At 61.0% G+C, this 24,926-nt stretch carries 28 protein-coding genes and 3 pseudogenes; 16 read left to right on the plus strand and 15 right to left on the minus strand.

The features are described 5' to 3' along the window. Nucleotide 1 precedes the first annotated feature (1 nt). The 4 genes and pseudogenes from pgm (at nt 2) to KZX46_RS01765 (ending at nt 5,556) form a co-directional block, all read left to right on the plus strand. Nucleotides 2–1,654, plus strand: a complete 1,653-nt coding sequence (pgm, locus tag KZX46_RS01750; RefSeq protein WP_216710855.1) for a phosphoglucomutase (alpha-D-glucose-1,6-bisphosphate-dependent) — start codon at nt 2–4, stop codon at nt 1,652–1,654. Nucleotides 1,655–1,984: 330 nt separating this feature from the next. Continuing rightward, nucleotides 1,985–2,728 (plus strand): triose-phosphate isomerase, encoded by a 744-nt coding sequence (gene tpiA, locus KZX46_RS01755; RefSeq protein ID WP_216711458.1) that lies wholly within the window; start codon nt 1,985–1,987, stop codon nt 2,726–2,728. Nucleotides 2,729–3,297: 569 nt separating this feature from the next. Next, nucleotides 3,298–4,113, plus strand: coding sequence for an SDR family NAD(P)-dependent oxidoreductase (locus KZX46_RS01760; protein ID WP_216711457.1), 816 nt, complete (start codon nt 3,298–3,300; stop codon nt 4,111–4,113). A 503-nt stretch (nt 4,114–4,616) separates the two neighbouring features. Continuing rightward, nucleotides 4,617–5,556: pseudogene (locus KZX46_RS01765) on the plus strand (tyrosine-type recombinase/integrase). On the opposite strand, the gene KZX46_RS01770 reads toward KZX46_RS01765, so the two are convergent. Next, nucleotides 5,553–5,702, minus strand: a complete 150-nt coding sequence (locus KZX46_RS01770; protein WP_219774160.1) for a hypothetical protein — start codon at nt 5,700–5,702, stop codon at nt 5,553–5,555. The pseudogene KZX46_RS01765 and the gene KZX46_RS01770 overlap by 4 nt on opposite strands. A gap of 234 nt (nt 5,703–5,936) precedes the next feature. Between KZX46_RS01770 and KZX46_RS01775 the strand changes: the two genes are divergently transcribed. From KZX46_RS01775 to KZX46_RS01785, 3 genes and pseudogenes are all read left to right on the plus strand, one after another. After that, complete coding sequence (locus KZX46_RS01775; protein ID WP_216711456.1) at nt 5,937–6,194, plus strand: AbrB/MazE/SpoVT family DNA-binding domain-containing protein; 258 nt, start codon at nt 5,937–5,939, stop codon at nt 6,192–6,194. Between the two features lie 14 nt (nt 6,195–6,208). Next, nucleotides 6,209–6,595 (plus strand): type II toxin-antitoxin system VapC family toxin, encoded by a 387-nt coding sequence (locus KZX46_RS01780; RefSeq protein WP_216711455.1) that lies wholly within the window; start codon nt 6,209–6,211, stop codon nt 6,593–6,595. A gap of 43 nt (nt 6,596–6,638) precedes the next feature. Next, nucleotides 6,639–7,124, plus strand: a pseudogene (locus KZX46_RS01785) (CinA family protein). A gap of 53 nt (nt 7,125–7,177) precedes the next feature. Here KZX46_RS01785 and KZX46_RS01790 read toward each other — a convergent pair. Next, the gene (locus KZX46_RS01790; protein WP_219774226.1) at nt 7,178–8,206 is read right to left on the minus strand and encodes an IS481 family transposase; all 1,029 of its coding nucleotides are present in this window, start codon (nt 8,204–8,206) and stop codon (nt 7,178–7,180) included. Nucleotides 8,207–8,230: 24 nt separating this feature from the next. Between KZX46_RS01790 and KZX46_RS01795 the strand changes: the two are divergent. Further along, nucleotides 8,231–8,785, plus strand: a pseudogene (locus KZX46_RS01795) (integrase); the annotation flags it as partial. 157 nt (nt 8,786–8,942) lie between these two features. Here KZX46_RS01795 and KZX46_RS01800 read toward each other — a convergent pair. From KZX46_RS01800 to KZX46_RS01815, 4 genes are all read right to left on the minus strand, one after another. Beyond that, nucleotides 8,943–9,464 carry a MucR family transcriptional regulator gene (locus tag KZX46_RS01800; protein ID WP_216711453.1) on the minus strand — a complete coding sequence of 174 codons (522 nt, stop codon included), beginning with the start codon at nt 9,462–9,464 and terminating at the stop codon, nt 8,943–8,945. Nucleotides 9,465–9,937: 473 nt separating this feature from the next. Beyond that, nucleotides 9,938–10,405, minus strand: a complete 468-nt coding sequence (locus KZX46_RS01805; protein WP_216711452.1) for a MucR family transcriptional regulator — start codon at nt 10,403–10,405, stop codon at nt 9,938–9,940. 504 nt (nt 10,406–10,909) lie between these two features. Continuing rightward, complete coding sequence (locus KZX46_RS01810; protein WP_216711451.1) at nt 10,910–11,500, minus strand: mobile mystery protein B; 591 nt, start codon at nt 11,498–11,500, stop codon at nt 10,910–10,912. Then, a complete protein-coding gene (locus KZX46_RS01815; RefSeq protein WP_219774161.1) occupies nt 11,497–11,961 on the minus strand; it encodes a mobile mystery protein A in 465 nt (154 codons plus the stop codon). Before KZX46_RS01815 ends, KZX46_RS01810 begins: the two co-directional genes overlap by 4 nt. Before the next feature lie 442 nt (nt 11,962–12,403). On the opposite strand from KZX46_RS01815, the gene KZX46_RS01820 reads away from it, so the two are divergent. Then, entirely contained in the window at nt 12,404–12,784 is a 381-nt protein-coding gene (locus tag KZX46_RS01820; protein WP_219774162.1) for a hypothetical protein, read from the plus strand. A 319-nt stretch (nt 12,785–13,103) separates the two neighbouring features. Here the strand turns inward: KZX46_RS01820 and KZX46_RS01825 are convergent, their stop codons facing one another. Continuing rightward, complete coding sequence (locus KZX46_RS01825) at nt 13,104–14,033, minus strand: NAD(P)/FAD-dependent oxidoreductase (protein ID WP_216711448.1); 930 nt, start codon at nt 14,031–14,033, stop codon at nt 13,104–13,106. Between KZX46_RS01825 and KZX46_RS01830 the strand changes: the two genes are divergently transcribed. Next, nucleotides 14,017–14,196 (plus strand): hypothetical protein, encoded by a 180-nt coding sequence (locus KZX46_RS01830; RefSeq protein ID WP_216711447.1) that lies wholly within the window; start codon nt 14,017–14,019, stop codon nt 14,194–14,196. The two genes, KZX46_RS01825 and KZX46_RS01830, sit on opposite strands and share 17 nt — an antisense overlap. A gap of 39 nt (nt 14,197–14,235) precedes the next feature. Here the strand turns inward: KZX46_RS01830 and KZX46_RS01835 are convergent, their stop codons facing one another. The 3 genes from KZX46_RS01835 to KZX46_RS01845 form a co-directional block, all read right to left on the minus strand. Continuing rightward, on the minus strand, nt 14,236–14,646 hold the full coding sequence (locus KZX46_RS01835; RefSeq protein WP_216711446.1) for a fasciclin domain-containing protein: 411 nt from the start codon (nt 14,644–14,646) through the stop codon (nt 14,236–14,238). 135 nt (nt 14,647–14,781) lie between these two features. Beyond that, entirely contained in the window at nt 14,782–15,771 is a 990-nt protein-coding gene (locus KZX46_RS01840) for a Brp/Blh family beta-carotene 15,15'-dioxygenase (protein WP_219774163.1), read from the minus strand. A 1-nt stretch (nt 15,772) separates the two neighbouring features. Then, nucleotides 15,773–16,552, minus strand: coding sequence for a bacteriorhodopsin-like (locus tag KZX46_RS01845; RefSeq protein ID WP_219774164.1), 780 nt, complete (start codon nt 16,550–16,552; stop codon nt 15,773–15,775). A 471-nt stretch (nt 16,553–17,023) separates the two neighbouring features. On the opposite strand from KZX46_RS01845, the gene KZX46_RS01850 reads away from it, so the two are divergent. The 3 genes from KZX46_RS01850 to KZX46_RS01860 all read left to right on the plus strand — a co-directional run bounded on the left by KZX46_RS01850 (nt 17,024) and on the right by KZX46_RS01860 (nt 18,125). Continuing rightward, nucleotides 17,024–17,200 (plus strand): hypothetical protein, encoded by a 177-nt coding sequence (locus KZX46_RS01850; RefSeq protein ID WP_219774165.1) that lies wholly within the window; start codon nt 17,024–17,026, stop codon nt 17,198–17,200. 105 nt (nt 17,201–17,305) lie between these two features. Next, a complete protein-coding gene (locus KZX46_RS01855; RefSeq protein ID WP_216711443.1) occupies nt 17,306–17,716 on the plus strand; it encodes a response regulator in 411 nt (136 codons plus the stop codon). Next, entirely contained in the window at nt 17,709–18,125 is a 417-nt protein-coding gene (locus KZX46_RS01860) for a two-component system response regulator (protein WP_216711442.1), read from the plus strand. The genes KZX46_RS01855 and KZX46_RS01860 overlap by 8 nt, the downstream gene beginning before the upstream one ends. Before the next feature lie 367 nt (nt 18,126–18,492). Here the strand turns inward: KZX46_RS01860 and KZX46_RS01865 are convergent, their stop codons facing one another. From KZX46_RS01865 to KZX46_RS23375, 4 genes are all read right to left on the minus strand, one after another. Continuing rightward, the gene (locus KZX46_RS01865) at nt 18,493–19,794 is read right to left on the minus strand and encodes an IS701 family transposase (RefSeq protein ID WP_219774166.1); all 1,302 of its coding nucleotides are present in this window, start codon (nt 19,792–19,794) and stop codon (nt 18,493–18,495) included. 104 nt (nt 19,795–19,898) lie between these two features. Further along, nucleotides 19,899–20,653 (minus strand): IS5 family transposase gene (locus KZX46_RS01870; RefSeq protein WP_219774167.1). Its coding sequence is split into 2 segments (ribosomal slippage): nt 19,899–20,320 and nt 20,320–20,653, totalling 756 coding nucleotides; the frame shifts between segments, so codons are not numbered across the junction. A gap of 308 nt (nt 20,654–20,961) precedes the next feature. Beyond that, nucleotides 20,962–21,561: a PEPxxWA-CTERM sorting domain-containing protein gene (locus tag KZX46_RS01875; RefSeq protein ID WP_226895905.1), complete on the minus strand. Its 600-nt coding sequence runs from the start codon at nt 21,559–21,561 to the stop codon at nt 20,962–20,964. 205 nt (nt 21,562–21,766) lie between these two features. Then, nucleotides 21,767–21,916, minus strand: coding sequence for a PEP-CTERM sorting domain-containing protein (locus KZX46_RS23375; RefSeq protein WP_219774227.1), 150 nt, complete (start codon nt 21,914–21,916; stop codon nt 21,767–21,769). A gap of 59 nt (nt 21,917–21,975) precedes the next feature. Between KZX46_RS23375 and KZX46_RS01885 the strand changes: the two genes are divergently transcribed. Continuing rightward, complete coding sequence (locus tag KZX46_RS01885; RefSeq protein WP_219774168.1) at nt 21,976–23,055, plus strand: IS630 family transposase; 1,080 nt, start codon at nt 21,976–21,978, stop codon at nt 23,053–23,055. On the opposite strand, the gene KZX46_RS01890 is transcribed toward KZX46_RS01885, so the two are convergent. Next, nucleotides 23,044–23,463, minus strand: coding sequence for a hypothetical protein (locus KZX46_RS01890; RefSeq protein WP_219774169.1), 420 nt, complete (start codon nt 23,461–23,463; stop codon nt 23,044–23,046). The two genes, KZX46_RS01885 and KZX46_RS01890, sit on opposite strands and share 12 nt — an antisense overlap. Nucleotides 23,464–23,927: 464 nt before the next feature. On the opposite strand from KZX46_RS01890, the gene KZX46_RS01895 reads away from it, so the two are divergent. Together KZX46_RS01895 and KZX46_RS01900 are read left to right on the plus strand one after the other, a co-directional pair. Next, nucleotides 23,928–24,281 carry a hypothetical protein gene (locus KZX46_RS01895; RefSeq protein WP_219774170.1) on the plus strand — a complete coding sequence of 118 codons (354 nt, stop codon included), beginning with the start codon at nt 23,928–23,930 and terminating at the stop codon, nt 24,279–24,281. Between the two features lie 218 nt (nt 24,282–24,499). Then, complete coding sequence (locus tag KZX46_RS01900; RefSeq protein ID WP_216711609.1) at nt 24,500–24,886, plus strand: DUF1761 family protein; 387 nt, start codon at nt 24,500–24,502, stop codon at nt 24,884–24,886. Nucleotides 24,887–24,926: the final 40 nt, after the last annotated feature.

The following is a 24,926-nucleotide window of genomic DNA, read 5'->3' on the forward strand; positions in this document are numbered from 1 at the left end:
CATGCCCGAAACCATAAGCCCCCTTGCCGGCAAGCCGGCGCCGCGGTCGCTGCTCGTCAACGTGCCGAAGCTGTTGACCGCGTATTTCACGCTGGTGCCCGATACGGCCATCGCAGCGCAGCGGGTGTCGTTCGGCACCTCGGGGCATCGCGGGTCTGCGTTTGCGAGCGCCTTCAACGAGGCCCATGTCCTTGCGATCACCCAGGCGATTTGCACGTGGCGCCGGCAGGCCGGCGTCGACGGCCCGTTGTTTCTCGGCATGGACACCCATGCGCTATCCGAAGCTGCCTTCGCCAGCGCCGTCGAAGTGCTTGCCGCCAACGGCGTCGAGACGATGATCGACGACGCTGGCGGCTATACTCCGACGCCGGTCATCTCTCACGCCATCCTCGGCTACAACAAGGGGCGGAGGGCCGGCCTCGCCGACGGCATCGTCATTAGTCCCTCGCACAACCCGCCCGACGAAGGTGGCTTCAAGTACAACCCCGCCAACGGCGGTCCCGCCGATACCGACATCACCGGCGCGATCGAGGCGGCGGCGAACGGCTTGCTCGCTGATGGGCTGAGGGATGTGCGCCGCATCCCATACGCGAGAGCGCGCAAGGCCGCATGCATCCACGAGCACGACTATGTCACACCCTACGTCGTCAGCCTCGGCGACGTCGTCGACATGGCGGTGATCAGCGCGGCTGGCGTGCGCGTCGGCATCGACCCGCTGGGCGGTGCCGCCGTCCATTATTGGCAGCCAATCGTCGATCGCTACAAGCTGGCGGCGAAGGTGGTGAACGACGTGATCGATCCGACATTCGCCTTCATGACCGTCGATCACGACGGCAAGATCCGGATGGATTGCTCGTCGCCTTGGGCGATGACCAAGCTGGTGGCGTTACGCGACAGTTACGACGTCGCGTTCGCCAACGACACCGACGCCGACCGTCACGGCATCGTCTGCCCGTCTGCCGGACTGATGCAGCCGAACGAATTCCTCGTCGCTGCGATCGACTATCTGTGCCGAAACCGGCCTGATTGGACCGGCGCCGGGGCGATCGGGAAGACCGCGGTTTCCAGCGCGATGATCGACAGGGTGACGGCGAGGCTCGGACGCAAGCTGTTCGAGGTGCCGGTCGGTTTTAAGTGGTTCAGTACCGGGCTGATGGACGGATCGCTCGTATTCGGCGGCGAGGAAAGTGCTGGCGCCTCGTTCCTCCGCCGCGATGGCACCGTTTGGACCACCGACAAGGACGGGTTGATCATGGGCCTGCTGGCAGCCGAGATAACTGCCCGCACCGGCATGGATCCGGGCCGCTATCATGCGCAGGCAACCGCCGGACTTGGGAAGTCGCATTATGCTCGTACCGACGCTCCGGCGTCGCAGGAACAGCGCGCTAAGCTCGCAAAGCTCTCGCCCGAAGCAGTAACAGCGACCTCGCTGGGCGACGAGCCCGTCCTAGCGGCGCTGGACCGCGCACCCGGCAACGACGAGCCGATCGGCGGGATCAAGATTGTGGCGCATGATGGCTGGTTCGCCGCCCGCCCGTCGGGGACCGAAAATATCTACAAGATCTACGCCGAGAGTTTCCGCGACGCCGCGCATCTCGGGCAGATCGAGGGTGAGGCCCACGCGCTGATCGACCACCTGTTCGGGCAGGCTTAAGGGCCCTGGCCTGGCTTGCGGCCGCCGGAGGCAAGGAGTTGGCCGCCCTGCAGCGGACTTGCCCGCCATGAGTAGATCCCGAAGCTGTTGAGTCCCAAGCAGCGGCGTAGAGATGACCTAGCACGGCCGTCGCCATGCCAATCGAAGGACGAGACCATGACTGAGGATGCAAACTCGGAAGCCAAGGTAACCGCGAGCGATCCGCCCGTCGCCACCAGGGAAGATGGCCAGTCCCGCGACCGCCGGACACTGCGACTGTCGCCCAACCCTCAGCATCCGTCGGCGGGTAGACCGCCCCTTTTTCGTCAGTAGGGTACCAGGTCCGACCGCGTGAGGCCCCTGATCGCCGGTAACTGGAAGATGCATGGGCTGGCTGCGCAACTGAGCGAGATTGGCACGATTTCCGAGTCCGTGATCGCCAATCCGCCTGCCGCCGACGTGCTAATCTGCGTGCCGTCGACCTTGCTCGCGCAGGCCGTGCAGGTCGCTGCGGGTCGGATCGCGCTCGGCGGCGAGGACTGCCACACCGAAATATCAGGGCCGTTCACGGGTGATATCAGCGCTCAAATGCTCCGGGATGCAGGGGCTGCGTCGGTGATCGTCGGCCACTCGGAGCGGCGCCGACACTATCACGAGACGGATATGATCGTAGCCGCGAAGACGGCGGCGGCTTGGCGTGCGGGATTGGCCGCCATCGTCTGCGTTGGCGAGTCCTCAAAGGAGCGAACCGACGGCGATGCGTTCGCTGCCTGTTCAGATCAGGTCACGGGTAGCCTGCCCCGTGATGTCGCCCGCTCCGGACGGGTTGCGGTCGCCTACGAACCGCTGTGGGCTATCGGGAGCGGGGACGTCCCGACCCTTAGCCAGATCAGCGAGATGCACCGGCATCTTCGCTCCAGCCTGATCCTGCTAGCGGGTTCTGCAGGGGCGGACATTCGCATCCTCTACGGGGGGTCGGTGACCGCCGACAACGCGAGCGAGATACTCAGAATGCCTGACGTAGGTGGTGTGCTGATCGGCGGCGCGAGCCTGCTGGCAGCGGACTTCGATGCAGTGCTCCGCTGCGTACCGTGAGACACTCCATCCGAGTAGCTTCGGGCCGCCTGTCACGCCGCAGTTGCCAAGCCATCGCTGAATGCGTGAGGCGCACAGGCCGCCGTGCGGGCACGGATGAGCGAACGGCAGTTTTCACCAACAACGACACATTGGAGCCTGCACTATCGTAATTAAAGCGGCTGTCGGTTTACGCGAGGAAGATTCCGCCATTCAGAATGGTGGCTATGGCTGTTATCGACCTCGCTCGAGACTGATGCCTAGCTTGCGAATTGGAAGTCAAATGAGCTTTGGGCTTCAGACGCCCCGCGAGAGAGGCTGAGATCGGAAAACGTAAATCACAAAAACGATATGCGGCAATCACTTGATAAGGCGACACTTCCCGGCCTGCGCTTCTGCCGGACTGCACCCGACCAAGCCAGAATATCAATTGAGCACTTGCAACGCGGGTGCCATCCACAGAAGACAGTCAGGAAAAGGCCCCTTAGCTGCATTGGATGGCCCGCTGACGTGGGCCGAACCGCCTGGAGAGACCATTATCCGACGCCGCTCGTTCTGCTGCCACATTATCTGCCGTGGAGCAGCTTCTTATGACGACGCCAGCGCAACGAACGGTCATCGTTACTGGAGCGGCGGGTGGCATCGGCGCAGCAATCGCGTCGAATCTTACGATGTCGGGATGGCGCGTATTTGCAACCATGCGCCGACCGGTTCTAGCGCAGCACGGGCCGGATGCTCTGGCGCTGGATGTCACCAGGGATGATAGCGTAAATGCCGCCGTCGCTGAGGTCGTGGGCCGCACCGGGCGCGTCGACGCAATCGTCAATAACGCGGGTGTCGATATGCTCGGCGCTGTCGAGGAAACCACAACCGAGGAAGCGCTCAAGCTTTTCGAGACAAACTTCTTTGGCGTGCATCGGCTCACCCGGGCAGTGCTACCAATTATGCGTGCCCAGCTTTCCGGCCGCATCGTTACGATCGGATCGATCGCCGGGTTTGTACCGACCCCGTTCAACGCGTTCTATTGCGCATCCAAACACGCGTTGAACGGCTACTGCGAGGCGCTCGACTACGAGATCAGACCTTTCGGCATTCGTACCATCCTGATCGAGCCGGGATTCATTCGGACAGGTCTCCGAGCCAAGAAAAGGACGGTGGCCGACAGCATCGACGCATATAGCGAAATTCGCGGCCGCGCGGGGGCTGGGTTCGACGAGAGTGTCAGTCGTGGGACCGATCCGGCTCGTGTTGCTGAAGTGGTCCAAAGGGCGCTCGTTGCCGCTCACCCAAAGTTCCGGCAGCTGGTGGGCAATGACGCCCGGTTACTCAACATCGTCTATCACTATTTGCCTGGCTTCCTCTTCAAAGCCGGTATGAACCGGCAGTTTGGGATCGCGGGTCGGTAAATGCGCAGAGGGCGAGCCGGCAGGGAAGCAAACGCAGCGGAGGAAAGATGACAATCGCAGGGAGCGCAATCATCGAGAAAAGGAACGGCGGAATGGCCTTGGGCGCACTGGCTATCGGGGCGGTCGCCTTCGGGGCCGCCGCGGTAGGAGCCTTTGCCGTAGGTATCATGACTGTCCGGCGCTTACGGATTTTGGAAGCTCGTATCGACAAGCTCTCCATCGGAACGCTAACCGTTGATCATCTCAATGTGAAGTCAGCTGACGCGACGGGCTCTCTGTAGCTCATTTCGTTTGAAAGCCGCCCGGCCGTGTGTGGCCGCCCCGATGGATGCAAGGGGTTTTTGAGGGCATGGGTGCGCGGGACTAGGTGCTTCCGTGTGTCCGGCCTGTTGATGCAGCCATATCACGGCTGCTGGCCTGTATGAAGATCGCGGATCGGGTCCAGACCGCTTTGGCGCGCTCGAAGCGCTTGGACAGTGCACTGGTTTTGCCGACCCTGTCTTCTGACCGTTGCGCCATACCTCTCTGCTGACCTTACCGTTGCGGCCTATGTCCGTGCGCTGTCGGGGCAGGACCTCGGGAGTGACGCTGCGCGCGCCACCGGAGAGCGTGCCGCGGCCACGATCGGGCGGTACTTCGTCCATATCGGCTGGGCTTACCGCATGGCGGGGCGTGACGATCCGACCGCAGCGCCACTGGTGCGGTTCGAGCATAAGGCGGCGCGCAAGCTCCTCGGTGTGCGGCAGCGCCAGGCGCGCGCGATCCGGTTCAAGGGCGACGTCACCGACCTCGACGGGCCGCCGGCGGGGGTGTGCCTCGCGACGCTGCTCAAGGCGTGCCGCAAGGACATGCTCGGCGCGCGCGACCAGGCGCTGCTGCTGCTCGCCTACGACACCGGCTGCCGGCGCTCGGAACTGGTGGCGATCGAGGTCGACCATATCGATGGTCCCGACGGCGAGGGGGCGGGAACGCTGTTGATCCCGCGGAGCAAGACAGATCGGGAGGGGGAGGGGGCGCTCGCTTATCTGTCGCCGGCGGCGATGAAGGCGATCAAACGCTGGCGCGAGATGGGGCACATCGATCGCGGGGCGCTGTTTCGTCGGGTCGAGACCTACTTCGACGGCGGCGTCCGCACGGTCGGGGAGGGGGCGCTCCACCCCGGCACGATCGGGATCATCTACACGCGGTGATCCGCGCCGCGTTTGACAAGAAGCTGCTCGGAACCATGAGCGAGGCCGAGTCGAGCGCTGGGTTAAATCGGTGTCGAGCCATTCGATCCGGGTCGGGGTCGCGCAGGACAATTTTGCTGCAGGGGAGGGGTTGCCGGCGATCATGCAGGCGTACCGCTGGCGCGACGCCAAGACGGTGATGCGCTACGGGGCCAAATTGGCAGCGAAAAGCGGGGCGAGCGCGCGGTTGGCGAAGCGATTTGCCGCGGATTAACGGTCAAGGTTGTCGGCAACTCCCTCGACATCAATGGCGAAGCAACCAACCATCTGCCGGCCGAGCGGTTCGAGGAGTTCCTCGCCAGTCTGCGAGCCGCGGTCGAAGCCGGCGAGTTCGACAAGGAACTCCCCGACTAGGGCCACGGCGACGCCAAGGTGCAGGCTCGCAAGCGCGCACCGCCATCGATCTCGCCCGAAGTCGCCAAGCTGCGCGAATCAGGGCCGCTGCTACCCGCTAAGCAATCGAGAGAAGGCTAAAGCCGGCAAGAGACAGACGCTAACATTTACAAAGAGCAACTACCGCAATTTGAGGACGGCAGGCAAGATTTACAATGTGGCACTTGTGGTGGTCGTGTCATTTGATGTACAGTGTCACGCATGAACGAGATGGTCGACATCCGGATTGCTGAGAACGGGCGCATGGTGCTGCCACGAGCAGCGCGACAAGCGCTTGGTGTAACGGGAGCTGGTATCGTAGTCCTGTCGATCGACGGGGACAACGTGAAGCTGACTTCGATGCGTCAGAGCATCAAGCGCGCTCAGGACCTGTACCGTAAGCACGCGACCCATGATCTCTCGGTCGATGATTTCATCGCCGAGCGACGCGCCGAAGCCGTCCGCGAAGACTTCGACTAAGCCAGCAAGAAAGCATGGCATCGATCGTTTTTGACGCCTCGGCGATATTGGCGCTGCTGCGCGACGAGCCCGGGGCCCATGTCGTCGCGCCGTATATTGGCGACGGGGTCATTTCGGCGGTAAATTTTCAGGAAGTGATCAAGGGCCTGTTGCGCCGCGAAGTTCCCATCGAGGCTGCGTTAGCGATGCTCGACGCCCTGCATCTAGAGGTGCGTCCGCACGCGCGCGAGGACGCTATCGCGGCGGCCAAGCTCTATTCCGCCACCAAGGAATTTGGCAGCGGCCTTGGGGATCGGACGTGTATGGCGCTGGCAATTGCTGAAGGACTGCCGGTCCTTACCGCTGATCAGGCGTGGGCGCGGATCCAAATCCCAGACCTCAAGCTTGTGCTGGCGCGATGACGGATCACGGCCGCAGTCGCCAAAAAGCATGTCTGTCATGACCATTGATAAGCTGTTCGATCAAGCGCGGGCGGTCGCCGCCGCGTTAATCGCGAAGAAGCAAACGATCGCCGTCGCCGAATCGTCGACCGGGGGCTTGATCTCGGCAGCGCTGCTCGCGGTGCCGGGAGCCTCGGCCTATTATCTCGGCGGCGGCGTGATCTATACGCCTCGCGCCCGCCATCGCCTGCTCGACCTCACGCGCGAAGATGTTCGTGGCCTGAAATCGGCAAGTGAGCCGTATGCAGTCCTGCTCGCCTAGACCGTCCGTCGGCGGTGCAGCGCCACTTGGGGCATTTCCGAGACCGATGCTGCGTGTCGGACCGGCAACCCCCATGCTGATGTCGCCGGTCATTGTTGCTTCGCCGTTGCCAGCACCACCACCGTCGCACAGACCCTCGAGATCCGACGCAGCGACCGGCTGAAGAACATGATCGCGTTCGCCGCCGCGGCGTTGACCCTGCTCGAACAGCAAATCGCGTCGAGCTGAACGACCTGCGGGCGCCTACTGAATATGGCAGCGGTGCGCCCATATCTCGTCACCTAGATGTTTGGTCCCGGGATCTGATGGGTCGGATCTGACGTAAATCTATGAGGCTCGGCAAGCCACGCTTTGCAGATAGCTTCATAGGGTGTGAGGCCTTTGAGGGTCTTGAGCCTGCGACCGAAGTTGTAGGCGGCAACGAAGTCGCCAAGATGCTGCCTGAGCTGATCGTGCGTGTCGTAGTGATACCGTTTGACGGTCGCTTCTTTGATGGTGCGGTTCATCCGTTCGACCTGCCCGTTGGTCCAGGGATGGCGAGGCTTGGTGAGCCGGTGGTCGATGTCGTTCTGGGCGCAGGCGAGCGCGAAGGAGAGGCAGCGGAAAAGTTCGCCATTCGCGATGGCGCGCTTGACCTCTTCGACAGCCGAGCCCGGATACTTGGGATCGGTGAAGTGGATGCCGTTGTCGGTGAGCACGGTGCGCACCGTGTACGGCACCGCGGCGATGAGATGCCGAAGGAAGTCGGCAGCGACCCTGGTGATCGCCTTCTCATGAAGCTCGACGAAGGCGAACTTGGAAGTGCGGTCGATCGCAACGAGCAGATAGAGCTCCCCCTGCTCGGTGCGTACCTCGGCGATATCGATGTGGAAGTAGCCGATCGGATAGCTCTTGAACTTGGCGCGGACGGGCGCGTCGCCCTCGATCGTGGGCAGCTGCGAGATGCCGTGGCGCTGCAAACAACGGTGTAGCGACGAGCGCGTCAGGTGCGGGATGCTGGCCTGCAGCGCGTACAGGCAGTCGTCCAGAGGCAGCAGCGTATGTCGGCGGAAGGCGACGATCACGGCTTCATGTTCGATCGACAGCACCGTCGATCTGGCGACCTTGGGGCCGGTCGGAAGATCGGCTGTCGAGGTCCGCTTCTTCCACTTCGCGACGGTCTTCCGGTTGATGCCGTGGCGCTTGGCCAGCGCCCTCAAGCTAGCTTGACTATGCTGTATCGCTCGACGGACTGCCTCAGTCGTCGTGGCGTTCCCGTGGAGGACCTGCCCATAGCGCTTCCCTGCAGCTGGCACTGAATAATACACCATCAAAGCATGGGATCACACATCTAGGACACCGCCTGTCGGCGCTCGGAACTGGTGGGGATCGAGGTCGACCATATCGACGGGCCCGATGGCGAGGGGGCGGGGACGCTGTTGATCCCGCGGAGCAAGACAGATCGGGAGGGGGAGGGGGCGCTCGCCTATCTGTCGCCGGCAGCGATGAAGGCGATAAAACGCTGGCGGGAGAGGGGGCATATCGATCGCGGGGCGCTGTTTCGTCGGGTCGAGACCTACTTCGACGGCGGCGTCAGCACGGTGGGGGAGGGGGCGCTCCATCCCGGCACGATCGCGATCATCTAGGAGTGGCTGATCCGTGCCGCGTTCGACAAGAGGCTGCTCGGGGCCATGAGCGAGGCCGAGCTCGAGCGCTGGGTCACGGCGGTGTCGAGCCATTCGATCCGGGTCGGGGTCGCGCAGGACAATTTTGCGGCAGGGGAGGGGCTGCCGGCAATCATGCAGGCGTACCGCCGGCGCGACGCAAAGACGGTGATGCGCTACGGCGCGAAGCTCGCCGCCAAGAGCGGTGCGAGCGCGCGGCTGACGAAGCGGTTTGCCGCTGAGTAGCTACTAGTCGGACCGGGTGCGAGACTGAAGCCTCGCAGTGGGAGGTGCCGTCGCCGATATGTCCGAAACTCTTGGGTTCCGGACATATCAAGCGCGTGAGCCCAAATCGTTTGCCCGCGTGTCCAACGCCCTGCGCGTCAGGCGATATTTGGACCTCTTAAGCCGCCTGTGCGTCGAACGCCGGCGCGAGCTTGGCGCGTAGGGAACGTGGCTTTTTTGCCGAAACGGCCTCAACCGCGGGTGCGGGCGGGGCCTTGCGTCCGAGTCCGATCTTTATCGCCAGGCTGCGACGCTGCTCGGCATAGGCAGGCGCGACCATCGGATAATCAGCGGGCAGTTTCCACTTGGCGCGGTACCCGTCCGGCGTCATGCCATAGCTGGTCATCAGGTGCCGCTTGAGCATCTTCAGCTTTTTGCCGTCCTCGAGGCAGACAAGGTAGTCCGGCTTGACCGAAGCCCGGATCGAAACCGCCGGATCCTGCTGGACCTTCTCCGGCTCGACCTGTGTTCCAAGGCGAGCAAGCGCTGCATGGACGCTTGCGATCATTCCCGGGACGTCAGAAAGCGCAACCGAGTTATTGGCGACGTGCGAGCTGACGATATCGGCCGTCAGGGTCAGAAGTTCATTATTAGACGCAAGATCGTTCACAGAAAGTTCCTTGTCTGAGGCCGTTTGCATATTTCAGCTGACCGGTAATCCGCACTTAGTCTGCCAGTTGTCACATTACCAGATGCCTAATCAAGATCTTCGATCTTAATTGCAAATCAATGTCGAGGCAGTTTTGTCCAAACGCCGGATTATTGGGGAGAAGGGCTGATCGGAGGCTCGCGATCGCTTCTGGGAAAGTTCATCGGGCTACTATTGTAGTGATGCAAGGCCTCGTGGACAAAGGCTGACCCTAGGCTCAGGGTTGATTGAAATCTGTCTTCTAAAGGCAACTTAGCGCCAGCAAATCGGGGGCGCGGATGAAGAACGAATGTTGGTTCTGGTATCTCGCCCCAAATGTCGTTTTTGAGCGGGGGGCGACATGTCCGCGATATTCAATTTTAGACATGTCGAACAGATTTTCTCGCGGCCTAATCGAGCACCCGACCCCGCCCATCAGGCGATGTCCGGCTCCAACGACGCGATCCTCTTGTTAGATGACGTTGCTAGGTGCGGGGGGAGCGGGTTTTCTTTGAGTCGCCGGCCCGTGCGGTAGATGCGCGCTGCGCGGTGGAGTTCATCCGCCCGAGCCCGATTTTTAACGCCAAGTTGCGACGCTTTTCCGCATAAGCGGGGGCGACCATCGGGTAATCTGCAGGTAAGCGCCATTTTGCGCGGTACGCGTCTGGCGTCAAACCGTAGCCATTCATCAGATGTCGTTTGAGCATTTTAAAATGTCTGCCGTCCTCAAGACAGACAAGATAATCGGGCTTGATCGACGCGCGAATCGAGACCGCCGGTGTCTGCTGGCCGGCTTGCGGTTCGACCTGGGCGCCGAGGCGAGCGAGGGCCGCATAGACGTTCGCAATCATTCCTGAAAGGTCGGAAAGCGCGACAGAGTTATTGGAGACGTGCGCACTGACGATATTGGCGGTTAAGGAAAGCGTTTCACTTTGAGCAGCAAGCACGTTCACACAAAATTCCTTAGTTTAGGCCGGTTGAATTTTTACGTCGTCTGTATAACTCGTGCTGAGTAGCGACGTTCCAATCGCACTTTTAGTGGCTCATCGGCGCTGGGCGCTTTCGATTATTTAGTCCTAAAAGATGAAAACTATTTGAACCGTCTCAGACGGACTGAAGGGACAAAATAACGTAAACGGTCATTCGGTCGAAAGACGTCTCGTCCGCTGTGCGCCCATTTCTCGCCGTACAACTTTCCTGAGCCCGAAAGCCGCCGTCCGTTCAGGTGGCTCAGCTGACTTAATTGGTAGATTAAGGCCGGCCGCTTTCGAGCGCTGAGGTGACGCAAACGGCCTTTCGTTCATGCGTCGCCGGCCGACAGCTTCGCTTCCGATTTAAGACAATTGCGATGGGCGATTCGAGCCTGGAAGCGGTGGTTTATGGCATTGTGCAGGCCGCTTGCACGCTCAGCCTCGGATGTGTCGCGAGCCCGTTGAAGGCGGATGGTCGGCGCGACTTCACGACCGCGCGAACGCGATCAACGGCTCAAAGTCTTCGGCATCGGCTGCTTTGAGCGCGGCAATGTAGGCCTTGCGGGTCTCGGTCGGATCGACGAGATTGACCTGCCCCCAAGTGAAACGCGGTTGGGCAAGTTCGATCGCGAGAAGGTCGCCGACCATACGGGAAAAGCGACCGTTGCCGTTTGGATAGGGGTGGATCGCGACAACGCGGTGGCTGAAGCGAATGGCAATCTCGTCGGCCGGAAAGGTCTTGTTTGCGGCCCAGTATATGGCGTTATCGATTGCTTGGTAGAGCTCGACCGGGATGCGGTGGGCGTCGATGCCGATATTGCGTGCGGTGGTGCGGTAGGTGCCCGCCCACCTCCAGACATCACCATACATGCGTTTATGCAGCTCATTTAGAAAACGGGGATTGAGTACTTCTCGCTTTCGCGACGACAGCCAATTCCTCGCGTCTGCGATGTTGGTCAGTTCGGCTTCGTTCAGTTCGGCGCGCAGCGTGATGTAAGATGGAATGAGCTGCTCGCGCTCTTCGGCTTCGAGAGGCGTGTTGGCATCGTCGTCACCCTTAAGGAGCGGATCGCTCATTCCTTTTCCCACAAGCGACGGTTCAGGTGGGTAAGCCATTCACCAACGAGCCGTCGCTCCTCGTCTTTTAGATCGGCAGGCGTGAGCGCCTGATTTTCGAGGCGCATCGTGTGATTGAGGTGTGCAAGTTCGTTACGCACCTTACGCGCGGCCTGATCGTAGAGCATCTCGTCGAGTGGCTTTGTCGGCACGAATGCATAGACAAACTGACAGCCCAAAGCTCCGGCCGTTTGGCGCAGAGTTTTGAGGGTAACTGCGCCTGCCGTCTCCGCTTTCTCGATCGTGGTGACGCGCGAGGGTGCTACGCCCATGCGCTCGGCGAGCTGGCGCGTGGTCATGCCAAGGGACTCGCGAATGGCTTTCGTCCAACCGCGCGAAGGCGTCACAATCGGCTCTGTCCGTAGGGGGGCGAGCTTCTTGTCGAGGTTTTTTCTGGCGAGTTGGGCCTGTTTCATGCTCATATATATGTGTCCATCCTTGAGTACAATAACATCTTTATATGAGCAGAACGATGATAAATAGTCATATACAAGTGAGCAAAAAAAGAGAAACTGCTTATACATAAGTGAGCGGGCAAGGCTGCAGCGGCGGAATGAAGTCGGCGTCCCGCTCTAATCGGAAAAGGTAGTGTCCACGCGATCGGCAAGTTTCGGACATCGCCATCGTCTCCGGGCACGACTGCTATTGGGGGCGGGAGCTGCCATCGGATCCGTGATACGTCGAACGGCAGCTATGCTGCACTCATGCCGGAAAGCTGCCAGACAGTTACCGGCCCCCCCCTTGTCGCTGGGGTTCAAGCACAAGAAGTGGCGCCGGCGCGATTTGCCGCCAGCGGGCTTTCGGCATAGCTAAAGGTGATAAACATCCTGTTGAGGACGTCCGACGGTGAAAGGTGCAATGCGCATGCTGGTTGTCGCGGTCACTGCGGCGACCTTTCTGGCTGGCTGCGGTAAGCAGGAGCCCTCGTCAGGTCCCCCGAGGAACTCAGGTCGATTTACGGGCATAGGTGTATTCGATGCGGGACGGCTATGGGCGAAGATGAACATTGCTCGAGCCAAGCCCGACGCGGCTGATGCAGGGATCGAGGATGATGAACACGTGATCGTCGTCCTCGACAGCCATACCGGTGAGGTGCGCCAATGCGGCGACCACAGCGGCTACTGTGTAGAAATGAATCCCTGGAGCGGGACGAAGGGGCAAGGAATGCTGCCGGCTAAATTGACGAAGCACGCTTCCGACTTTGCGGTCGAGGACCAGACCACCACGGTTGAAACCTCAAAGTAGCGCCGTAGCTATGACGCCACATTAAGACCGGCAGAAGCGTTCAATTTTATTTTCCGAGGAACGACTGCGAGAGGTCGAATGCGGCGGCGACATCGCGGTCTACGATGACAGCTTTCTCCCTCCTGACTGCCGAAAGCGGACTGGCGACTATCGGCCCCGTCCCAGCTAGCACAGAACACCATTACGTGGATTTGCCACGAGGGGGTGTTTAGAGGTCGGCAGAAGATTGCTAACTCTCCTGGGGCGGGTGGTCGGCCGACTGTAATTGGGCGGGCATGCCTTACGACAAGTCGACAGCTCCGTGTCTGCGAACCCCGCCTCAGCCGATCAGGCCTGCTAGGAGCCGGCCCGACAACCACGCTGCCTCGATGCGCGGCGCCAGCAGCCAGTCGCCGCACACTCCGATCCTGAGAGCGTTATCCCGCAGCGCACCGGGCCCGCTAGTGGTGTCGCTGCGGGCGTAACGCCACCGGTGCGCTGACAGGTATACTGGCGCCGGTAGCGGCATGCCGAGCGCGGCTTCGAGACGACGCAAGAGTTTGGGCGCTATTTCCTCTGGTGACGCTTCCAGATGGGCGACTGACCATTGCGGCGAGGCTTGGACGATCCAGGTTTCCGCATGATTACGGCCGGGTTTCGCGCCATCGCGAGTTGCCCATGCGACAGCACCAATGTCGCGTATGATTGTGGTCTCCGTCACGATCGCCTCCGCAAAAGCGATCATTGCCGTCCAGCACGGCGCCGAGCGGCGGCGAGCCGCGGACGCGGCGAAGTCGGCATGAAACGGCTTCAGCAGCGACGCGGCCTGTTCGGCAGGGACGGCAATGATCATCGTGTCAAAGCCCCCGGCCTCGGGCCGACCGACGATACGCCATGTTCCGCCGTCACAGTCGAGCGTCTCAACTCGCGCGTTCCATGTTACCGCGTGACCCGCCGCCATCGCCCTCACGGGTGCGCTCATGCTGGGCGTGCCGACCCACGCGTCCGCGCCTGCTTCGGGCCAGCGTGCCGCCACACCGTCGCGCTCCCAGTCGGCGACCTGCAACGCGAAGGCGGGATCGCGCACAGTAAAATATTGGGCGCCATGGTCGAAGTGCAGCGTAAGTCCGAGCGCCTCGACCCGCCGCGTCGACATGCGGCCGCCTGGTCCTCGCCCTTTGTCGAATAAAGCCACCTCGTGGCCCTGCCGGACGAGAGCGTCGGCGCAGGACAGACCGGACAAACCGGCACCAATGATCGCGATCAGCATAATCGGTTGCACCCGCCTCATGTTCGACTGGGCGGCAAGTTCCTTATCTATCCGCATGCTTGAGTTCATGGCTCGGTTCGACAGCGATTGCCCGCTTTGCCGCGATATTGGTTCAGGCCATCCCAAGCTCGGCCGCGTGCTGACATTTAATTTTGGCTCTTGAGGCGTTGGGGGCGGCGGTGTCGCCGCCCCCGGATCATCCTCAGGCCGTCGGCATCAGAACGGTATCGATCACGTGGATGACACCGTTGGTGCACTCAATGTCAGCGGTTGTGACGTGCGCGCCGTTGACGCTCACACCATGATCCGTGGTGATGTTGAGGTGCTCACCACCAACCGAAGCGGGCGACATCGGCCCAGTGATGTCGGCTGCCATGACCTTCCCCGGAACGACATGAAGCGTAAGGATCGCGGTCAGCTTGGCCTTGTTCTCGGGCTTCACCAGTTCCTCAACGGTCCCATCGGGGAGCTTGGCGAACGCGTCGTCCGACGGGGCGAAGACGGTAAACGGGCCGGCACCCTTTAAGGTCGCGCCTAGGTCGGCCGCGGTGACGGCGGCGACGAGCGTCTTGAACGAACCCGCGGCGACGGCAGTATCGACGATATCGTGCATGATATATCCTTTAAAGATCGCCCCGAATATCCTGGGTCGACACAATAACCCTAGACTAGCTGCGGATTAAGATCAGCAAAAAGATCTAACATGTGACGTTCTGTCTTTGCGTCAGATTAATGACACATTAGAATATTATATCGGAGCGATATTGTAATCGCTTGATACTGGACGCGGCGCTGGCCGCGGTATTCGTCGGCGGCCAAATGGGTCGGTGTCACGGCGCTTAAACAGGATCGGGGCGAGCATATGCGGTACCGTCAGGATCGACAGCGCCATGAAAGTCGCCGCCGTCAGTCGTTCCGGCACCGCAAGCCCGCCACGAATTAGATAAATGCAGGTGACGATCGCCAGCGCTGCACCGGTCACGGGAACGACAACCGGGAGCCACTGTGCGACGCGCCCGCGCCGCGCAGCCCGGAGAGCACCAACGAAATGCCGCGGGGAATGGAACAGGCAAAAGAACGCTGCAAACCCGATTACAGGAGGCAACGCGGTGAGTGCGATCAGGCTCGCGATCGCTGCCGCTGCGGAAGTAAAGCGGCGCGCGGCGATCATGGCCAGGATTCCGGCCGCAGCGATCGCCAGCGCGACCGGCCCGACGAGTAGGAGCCCGTCGGCAAGCCGCGCGGCGGCCGGCGCTTTTGTCAGTGCGACAAAGATATCGGCGACCTGAGCGTGGTGCAGCATCGCGGGCGCGGCGATGAGGGCGACTGCGAGACCCGTGGCAAGGAAGCGCGAGTCGGTTGCCTCCCAATCCTCGGCAAAATGGATAACGGCGATGACGATAAATCCCGCGAGCGCCGCCACTGGTTCGACCAGCCAAGCAGCGGTCGTTATCGCTGCGATGCCAAGATAGACCGAGAGGATCGAGGCCAGGCCGTGACTGGTCCTGCCGCGGCGGTGGATCAGCTCGATGTCGAGTGCGCCATGCGGTAAGCCAAAGACGAGGATCGCCGCACACGCCGCGACGAGAGCGGTCGAACCGGACAGCGGCACGCCGGTGACTGCTGCGACGAGCAAAGCCACGGTTGCGCTAAGCGCAACCGTGGCACCGGGGAAGGTCGATTTTTCCATCGTCGTGGTACGAATGCCACGCGGTCCGTGCGAAACCGCGTGGACCATCCTACGCTGCAATCGGCCGGTTTCCGGCGAAGGGCTCATCACGCTCGGCTGCCGATTTCCGCACAGCGATATTGTACACAAGAATGCCGAGACCGACCTTCGAGATGATGTCGGCAAATGTATATCCAATCTGCACACCCGTCGTCACTGCACCGCCGCTTAGGCCGGTATACGGCAACATGTAAACGAGCGGGTAAAAGCCCCATGACGCAAACGTCAGCAATCGCGCGCTCTTGATCAGGCCGCGGACATTCTCGGGCTGCCGGTTGATCGATTCGCCCAAGCCCTTGAACAGCGCCCATACGATATAGATGAACGGGATGGTCGACAGCGTGCCCCACAATGCGCGGGTGGCGTTGTCGCCTGCAATCTCACCGGGGTAGCCAAGGCCGATCATCAGCACGGCCGCAAGGCCGAGGCGGAACGACCGCGAAACCGTCTCGCTCTGCGGCAGTTTCATTACGAGAATTAGCTCAATGAGCAATAACGGCACGGTCAGCAGCCAATCGACGTAACGATAGGCATCGTTAAAGGCGAAGCCGGTTGCCGTCAGCGCATCATTACGTAGTGTGTAGGCGCTCTCCCAGCTGTTGAAGATGCGAAAATAGTGATAAGCAGCGATCGCTGTGACTAGTCCGGAAATAGTCAACGCTGTCTTGTAAGAAGTCGAAACCTGGCTTCGCCCCATCCATAAGAAGATCGATGCGGCCGCCATCGTAGCTAATGTGAATGAAAAGGCGTTGTACACAAGCGTGTACTGCCCCACTGTTAATTGGGTCATGTCGGTCTCCGCTGTTGACGAAGCCATATCGCGCCGACACGAAACCCCGTCTATGGGCGAAATGTCATGCGTGGGGATGCCACACGCGGCAGATGCGCCGCACTGGGCCATTCGGCGACCAAGGGCGGCGGCACCGCGTCCGAATAAATGCACAAGCGATTGCAAGGCCGTCGCACCGGCGTACTCCCACATAGTTGGCATTTCTAGGCCCGTACTTACCCCCAACCGCCCGTCATCACGAAGATCCCGGTGAAAAAAGGCAGGATTGCGAGGACGAAAGCTGGCGGGATGGTGCCTCTGGTCCCTCATCGCACTTAGCCGGGCGTTGCCATCCGGGCCTGATCCGGCATCTCGCCAGCTTTCTTAGATCGTGACCTCCGCAGGCTCGCCACTTACGCACGCCAAATCAATGTCGAGTACAGCGAAACCGCCAAGGGCTGGCAGCTGACAGTCACCGATGACGGGGTCGGAATGCCTGGCGATGTGAGCGCTGCCAAGGCTGGACTGGGAACGACGATCGTAACCGCGCATGCCAAGCAACTTTATGCCACTGTTCACGTCGTCGCCGCCGAGCCAGGCACAATCGTAACCGTCAATCGGACCACGTTGAGGCTCGTCGGAGGGGCCGCCCGCGATCCCGAAGTCTAGGCAGTCTAGCAGAAGGCCTTCAGCGCCTGCGATTTCAAAGCCTTATTGTCACGGCACGGAACAGCGAATGACACGGTCGGTTAAGCGTTGGTTATGGGGGCCATTGTGAAGATTGATATGCGCGAAACCCTAGATGTGCCTGAAGCGATCCCCCTGCTTCTCATGGTCGTCGACGACGAGGTTCTGATCCGATTTGTTGCGGCGGACATTCTGCGGGACGCCGGCTTTGCAGTTGTCGAGGCCGGCGATGCGGACGAGGCAATGATATTGCTGGCGACGGGAATGCCCTGCAGTCTGATTTTTTCTGACGTGAATATGCCGGGCTCGATCGATGGGGTCGGACTGGTGGCTCATGTGAAAGAGCATTACCCGGTCATCCCGGTGGTCCTCACGTCGGGTGGTGTAGCGTTGCACGAACTCGTCAATGCCGGAGCCGTGGCGATCGTGCCCAAGCCCTATTCCGAATCTACGCTCATCGGCACAATCGACCGTGTGCTCGGCCGATCCGGTGACTGAGCGGCCAAAGCCGCGGGTCGAAGAAGCGCTGCTTCTGGTCGATGGTGAGGTGATCGCCCGCCACGCCTTGGCCGAATATCTGCAACACTGCGGCTATGCCGTGATTGCGGCGGCCTCGACCGAGGAAGCGATGACCGTCCTGAACGCCCCGGATTATGTCATCTCGGCTATGCTGTGCGCATTGCCGGCGATTGGTTCGCAAAATGGCTTTGCTTTCTGCCGCTGGGTTCGTGACAATCATCCGACGATAGAAATCGCGCTGGCCGGCACCCTCGATGCTGCGGCTGAAGCGGCTGCTGAGTTTTGCGACGCCGGGCCGCGACTGGTTCGTCCCTACGACCCCGGCGCTATTGTCGAACGGGTCCAACTGATGCGCGAGCGCCGCAGGCAGAAGCTCGCGCTGGGCTGATTGACGCATTCCCGCGGCGGCTCAGCATAGGTGTGTCGCCGACCGAAGTCTCTGCTCCTCAGCGACGTCTCGAGGGTCGCGGACTAACCTAAAGGTCCGCTTTCCACGATCGGTCGCCCGAAAGCCGCCAGGCCGGAAACGGCCCCCGCGGTTGTGGCGCTGACACTCGCAATCGTCGGAATGCATTTTCTGATTATGTTACCCGCACTGGGGCCCCGAGTCGGAGGGCTCGGGGTAGCGTGCGTCGTCAATGCAGCGTTGTTCTGGCGGACGCGAAGCTACAGGGTGCAGGCAGCATGGGTGATAGATGGGCTGTTGAAGCTAGCACTACTTTGGCAGATTAGATTTTGCGGGCGGGGTGAGGTGCTCATTGCAGTGCGGGCATCGCATCGGTGGCGCTCTCGCGAACAGGTCGACGATTGCCTGCCTGACGGCTGGCATGCTTGGTTGCGGTGGTGGTCCCGAGACTCTTTTTTTTCCGTCCCGCTGCTGTGAGGCGGCGGGACTGAAGGAAGGCGTAGGCGATCATCGTCATCAAGGCGTGTCGATGCAGGCCTGTCCACGATCGACCTTCAAAGTGGTCGAGGCCGAGTTCCTCCTTGAGCTGCTGGTGCGCCTGCTCGCAGATCCACCGCGCCTTGATTGCTCCGGCGAGCGTTTTGATCGCGGTGTCGGCAGGCAGGTTCGAGAGGTAGTATTTGCGCTCGCCGGTCGAACGATGCTCACCAACCAGCCACACTTCTTCACCCGGCAGATGCTGGCCGCCCATGTCGCGGATACGCTGGGTCGGGCCGTCGGCGACACGCACGCGCAGTGCGGCGAAGCGCGCGGCCAGTCGCCCTTTCGTACCCCGTCGCCAGCTGACCCGTTTCCATGGCTGCCCGGCGAGCAACGTCTCGGACGCAACGGACTTTGCATCGGGGATATGGTGCTGGCGAGGTCGGCCATGTCCCGAGATCGGGAAGATCATCGCGACATCGGCCGGATACACCTTCTGCCGGCCGGGTATGCCGACCGCCCAGGACAGGCCGCGCTCGCTCAGCGCCTGGCGGAACGGCGCGCTCATGCCATATCCGGCATCCGCCAGCACACAGCCGAAGCGCACGCCTGCCGTCGCGACCCGGTCGATCTCGGCGATGGCGATCTCGGGCTTGGTCAGGGCGACCTGCCGGTCGGCGGGCACCTTCGCCTTCGTCATGCGCTCGGGATCGCTGGTCCAACTCTCCGGCAGGAACAGGCGCAGACCAACCATCACTGGCACCTCGCGCGATGCGAGCGTCACCGACACGAGCGTCTGGCAGTTCGCGTTCTTGCCGAGCGAGGACGCATATTGCGGCGCGACACCGACCGAGTGGCGCCCCTTCTTCGGCATCGCGGTGTCGTCGATCACAAGGAAGGCATCGCCGCCGCCGACCAACCGGTCGGCTTCGGTCAGCAGCGCCGCGTCGAGCGGAGCACTGTCCCAGACCCCTGCCGCCACGAAGTGATGAAGCTGGTCATACCCAATGGCATCGGCGCGAGCCGCCATCGGCTGGACGCTCTTGCGGTCTCCAGGGCCGATCAGGCCGGCAACATAAGCGGGACACATTCGCGCCCGCTTCTTGTGACCGAGCGCCGCTAAAAACGGCGCCAACCAAACCTCAAGGTCGCTTCGCCAATCTCCGCCCATCGCCAGCCTCCATAGCTGGCTCCCTATGAATCACGCAAAACTACCCAAGGGAATCCCAAAAATTATGCTTCTGCCAAAGTAGTGCTAGGCTCAGGACTCATTGATCACAGCCAGAAGATGACGGTTGCGGCTAGCGCGATGGCCGAGAAGAAGGCGTGCGCGCATCGGTCGTAGCGGGTGTGGATGCGGCGCCAGTCCTTGAGCCTGCCGAACATGTTCTCGATGCGGTGACGTTGCCGGTAGAGGGTTCGGTCATGCGGGATCGGGGTTTTGCGGTTGGCCTTCGATGGGATGCAAGGGGTGATGCCCTTGGCGATCAGGGCGGCGCGGAACCAGTCGGCGTCATAGCCGCGGTCACCGAGCATGGCCCTCGCTTTGGGCAGGGCGTCGAGCATCAGCGCTGCGCCCTTGTAGTCGCTGGTCTGCCCCTCGGTGAGGAGCATGACGAGCGGTCGGCCCTGGCCGTCGCAGACCGCGTGCAGCTTGGAGTTCAGGCCGCCTTTGGTGCGTCCGATACATCGGGGAAGAGCCCCTTTTTGAGGAGGCTCGCGGCGGTTCGGTGTGCCTTCAGGTGGGTCGCATCGATCATCAACTGGTCGGGCTTGCCGCCTTTTGCCGCCAGCGCTGCAAAGATACGGTTGAACACACCCAGCCGGCTCCAGCGGATGAAGCGGTTGTAGATCGTCTTGTGCGGACCGTAGTCCTTGGGCGCATCGCGCCAACGCAGCCCGTTCCTGATCACGAAGATGATCCCGCTGATCACTCGCCGGTCGTCAACGCGCGGCACCCCATGCGACAGGGGAAAGTGCGGCTCGATCCGACGCATCTGTGCCGCCGACAACCAGATCAAATCACTCATCACGACGCCTCCCTGGCGTCACCATTGAATCAACCGATCACCGTCTCCGCAACCACTTTAATAGGTCCTGAGCCTAGGTCGCCTCTGAAAGAGGCTTCTCGCGCAATACTTGGCAAGTGTCATGCCGTCGATGCCGCCACTCGCTGATAGAGATATAGCGAAAATGGCTTCGGGCTTCGACGGAAAGGCTTCCGCTTGCTCGACCGATCACGCTTACTACAGCGTTTAGGCTACACTAGTTGGATATGGCCCCGACTAGCTTCAAGAATGGCCTCGGCGTTGATCGCCGAGGCCATATCATGCTCGTTTCAGATCAGGCCGATGCTCGCGTTGCGCCGACGGATCGAGGCTCCCACCATTCCAAAGCCAAGGATCATCGCGCCCCAGATCGACGGCTCGGGGACAGCCGCAGCAACGCTCACCGTCAATTGCGTCGGGTAAAGGTTGCCGATGGCGGCCGAGATTTCGCCGCCCGAGTTATTGTCGATAAACGACACGTTGGCGGCCTGACCCGCCGCCAGTGCCAAGCTGATCGGCTGGTCGACCGTGGCGGGAAATCCAGCTCCAGTGAGATCAACGTAGAAGTTGTTGTCGCCCGATCCGCGGACCATGTCGTTCGACAAAATCTGGTAGTCTCCCATAGTGTACAGCGAACTGTAATTGCTGCCGGCCGTGGAGAAGCTCCGGCCGTTGATTGTCAGGGTTCCGCCGACGGCATACGGCGGGCTGCCACCGAAAATGCTGTTGGAGGACACCCCGGTGCTCGTCTGCGGCCCGAAAGCGTTCACCGCCGACGTGTTCACGATGAACGTCTCGACGAAGCTCTTGTCGGTGAGGCGCTGATCCGTCCCGTAACCGAAGACGTCGGCGTTATCAGAGATGTTCTCCGCGTTGCCGGTGAGCGTCACGGTGATCAATGTCGCCGCGGCGGGCGAAGCCGCAAGGATCAGCGAGCTCAGCGCTGCGCCGACCAGAAAATGCGATCGCATGATGTAGCCTTCCAAGATATTGATCAGAGCCGGACCGCTGGAACGTCGTCATTGCTGCCAAGCAGCACGAATCATTAACCGTTCTTAATGACGACAGTGTGACGTTCGGCCCGGACGACGCCGATCATGCAGTGACGGCACCGGCTTCTGCGCGGCGACTGCGAAGGAAGCTGCCCAAAGTCACGAAGCCCAAAAGCAAGCTTATCCAGGTTGAAGGCTCCGGGACGCTGCTCGTGACGGTTAGCGTATCGCCAGCGCCACCTAGTGGATTGATCGGGACGGACGAGTCCTGTTGGGGATTCCCGGCGACGGTCGAACGTGCGACGTTGGGGGATGCGCACTGGTATCAGGATCGAGGTCACGGCCTCGGACAAGGCTCGGCTTGAAGCGATTGTCGCGGCGCGCGGCTCCCCGCAAAAGCACGTGTGGCGGGCCAGGATCATTCTCCTGACAGCGGGCGGCCTGGGCACTGTTGCGATCATGGCGGCGACGGGCAAGTCGAAGACCTGCGTGTGGCGCTGGCAGGAGCGCTTCATGGCCGAAGGCGTCGATGGCTTGCTGCGCGACAAGACCCGACCTCCGGGCATCGCGCCGCTCGAGACTGCGCTGGTCGACAAGATCGTGGCGTTGACCCTCGCACCACCCGACCATGAAGCGACGCACTGGACAGTCCGCGCGATGGCCAAGGCGGTCGGCATCGCTGCGTCCTCGGTCGTCAAGATCTGGCACGACCATGGCCTGGCACCGCACCGCTGGCGGAGCTTCAAGCTGTCCAACGACAAGGCTTTTGCCGAGAAGCTGCACGACGTGGTCGGCCTCTACGTCTCGCCGCCGGCGCACGCGATCGTGCTGTCCGTGGACGAGAAGAGCCAGATCCAGGCGCTCGATCGCACCCAGCCGGGGCTGCCGCTCAAGCGCGGCCGGGGTGCGACCATGACCCACGACTACAAGCGCAACGGCACGACGACCTTGTTCGCGGCGTTGAACGTGCTCGACGGCTCGGTGATCGGGCGCAACATGCAGCGCCATCGGCACCAGGAGTTTATCCGCTTCCTGAACACCGTCGAGGCCGAGTTGCCGCCCGACAAGGCCGTCCACGTCATCCTCGACAATTACGCTACCCACAAACAGCCCAAAGTCCGCGCCTGGCTGGCCCGGCATCCGCGCTGGACGTTCCACTTCGTGCCGACGTCGTGTTCGTGGCTCAACGCCGTCGAGGGCTTCTTCGCCAAGCTCACCCGCCGGCGCCTGAAAAACGGCGTCTTCTGCTCCGTTGTCGACCTCCAGGCCGCTATCAACCGCTTCATCAAGGAGCACAATCAGCAGCCCCGACCCTTCGTCTGGCGCGCCGATCCAGACGAAATCATCGCCGCCGTCAGGCGAGGGCACCAAACGTTAGAATCAATCCACTAGGACAGCGTCTTGATAGACGCCGGTCGCTGCGAGCGCCGTGCCGGCGAAATATCGGATAATCGTTCCAACGCTCGCGGCACGATATTCGATGACCACGTCGGTTGGGCGAGGGGAGAAGCTCAGCCCAGTAGGCAAGATCGACTGAGTGTCGCAAGGTGCTCCGGCATATCCAATGCAGCTGGCCATTTTTCCGTACGGCTCGATCACATTCAGATCGAAGTTATATTCGCCAAATGTATTCGCAGCTTCCTGAGAGAGAAATTCCGGAGCGACAACGGTAAAGCCCGATCCTTGCCCCAGATCGAAGGTGTATTTTACGGTCGCCAAGGCCGGGGTGGTTGCAACGAGTGAAGCAGCTACCGCCATTACGTGAAACAGAGCTATTTTCTGGCTCGTGATAAAGCGCATAATTTGCTCCCTGCATCGCGATCTCAGAAATCCGATATTTACAAATTATTATCCATCCAAGTGAAGTTTTTGAGACAGCCCAGGGGCGTACTAATTTTGGTGATGACGACTGGTGCGATCCCTCTCTCAAGCTCAAGAACTCGTCCACAGGGCAGCATAAAGATAGGGGCTAACGCAGGATCTAAATCTTCTGCTTCGAGGTGCCCAAAGCCGGTTGTGCGACCGAGGTAAAAGGATGGCCGCTTCTGGGAGCCGCTCATGTCCACCTAGCGTCCGGAACTGGGTCTTGCTGGTGTACGGCGGTGGCTGAACGAAAGTCCGCTTTGAAGCGTCAGATGCCCGGAAGCTGCCAGTCCGGAAACGGCCCCGAGGCCGCCCCGGGACAGGCTCCGCGGCAGCGGCGACTGAGGGGTGGAAAGCGGACACTCAGCGCAGCGTATTGAGTCGACGGGACCGAAGCGGCCGTGAACTCAAAACCAGGACTGTGCTTCGCCATTGAAACCAAAATGGATGGCTTGCCAACCCATGCCCGACCGCACGAAAACGAAGTTCCATTTCAACACATTGTCGCGATGTTGAGCGAGGTAGATTTGGCGAACCGCCATCGTGCCCAACGTTTCACAACAAATCCGCTCATAGCCGGTCATCGGTCCATTTATGCGTATGGAACTGTCGATCTGCCCGACCAACTGCTAGCGCATTCCAATCTTTGTTGCCCACAACGGGGAACAGCCGAATATTTCGTCGACCGCTTCGGCACTCCTTCGATCATGCATCAGGCTGAAAAATGCTTCGATTTGGGTTTCAACGTCGTCTGACATTCAAGCCTCGGGATGGCCGCACGATGCGATGGAGCGAAGAGAGACTAGCTGATACTGCGAATGACAGGAACGGGGTCGGAAGCCACGGTCGGAGCCGGGACTGGTTGAACGGCAGCTATGCCCGGTTTCACGCCAAAAAGCCGACAGGCCGCTTTCGGCCCCGTTTAGGAATTAGGATCGGTCGACGACGAAAGAGCGTTTGGGAAGGAGGGATCATGCATATCCTCTGGGTCATGGGTGTCAGTCTGGTTGTCGCTTCGCTTGCCGATTGGCTTTTCATAGGCGTGCTGTTCCACAATAGTTATTCGACATTTCCCGAAGTTTGGCGTGACGCGAAGGATAAGCGGCGTCAAATCCTGATTGCTCAGGCATATTCCGCGATGACAGCCGTCGGGTTCATATGCTTAGCAATTCGGTTGACTCTTGTTTCACTTGGTGGTGCGCTGAGCCTTGCGGTCTTAATCTGGATTATTGCGCCTCTACCTTTGCTGCTTGGCAATCACGTTTTCATCAAACTTGATCAGAAAGTGACGCTCGCCCACGCTTTAGGTTGGCTGGTTAAGCTGCTACTAATCGGCGCGACAACTGCAGCACTGCTTTAACAGTCGGTCGACAAACGGAGCCGCTTCGCATGCGTGTCCC

The organism is Polymorphobacter sp. PAMC 29334 (assembly GCF_019431245.1).
GTDB classification, from domain to species: domain Bacteria; phylum Pseudomonadota; class Alphaproteobacteria; order Sphingomonadales; family Sphingomonadaceae; genus Polymorphobacter_B; species Polymorphobacter_B megasporae.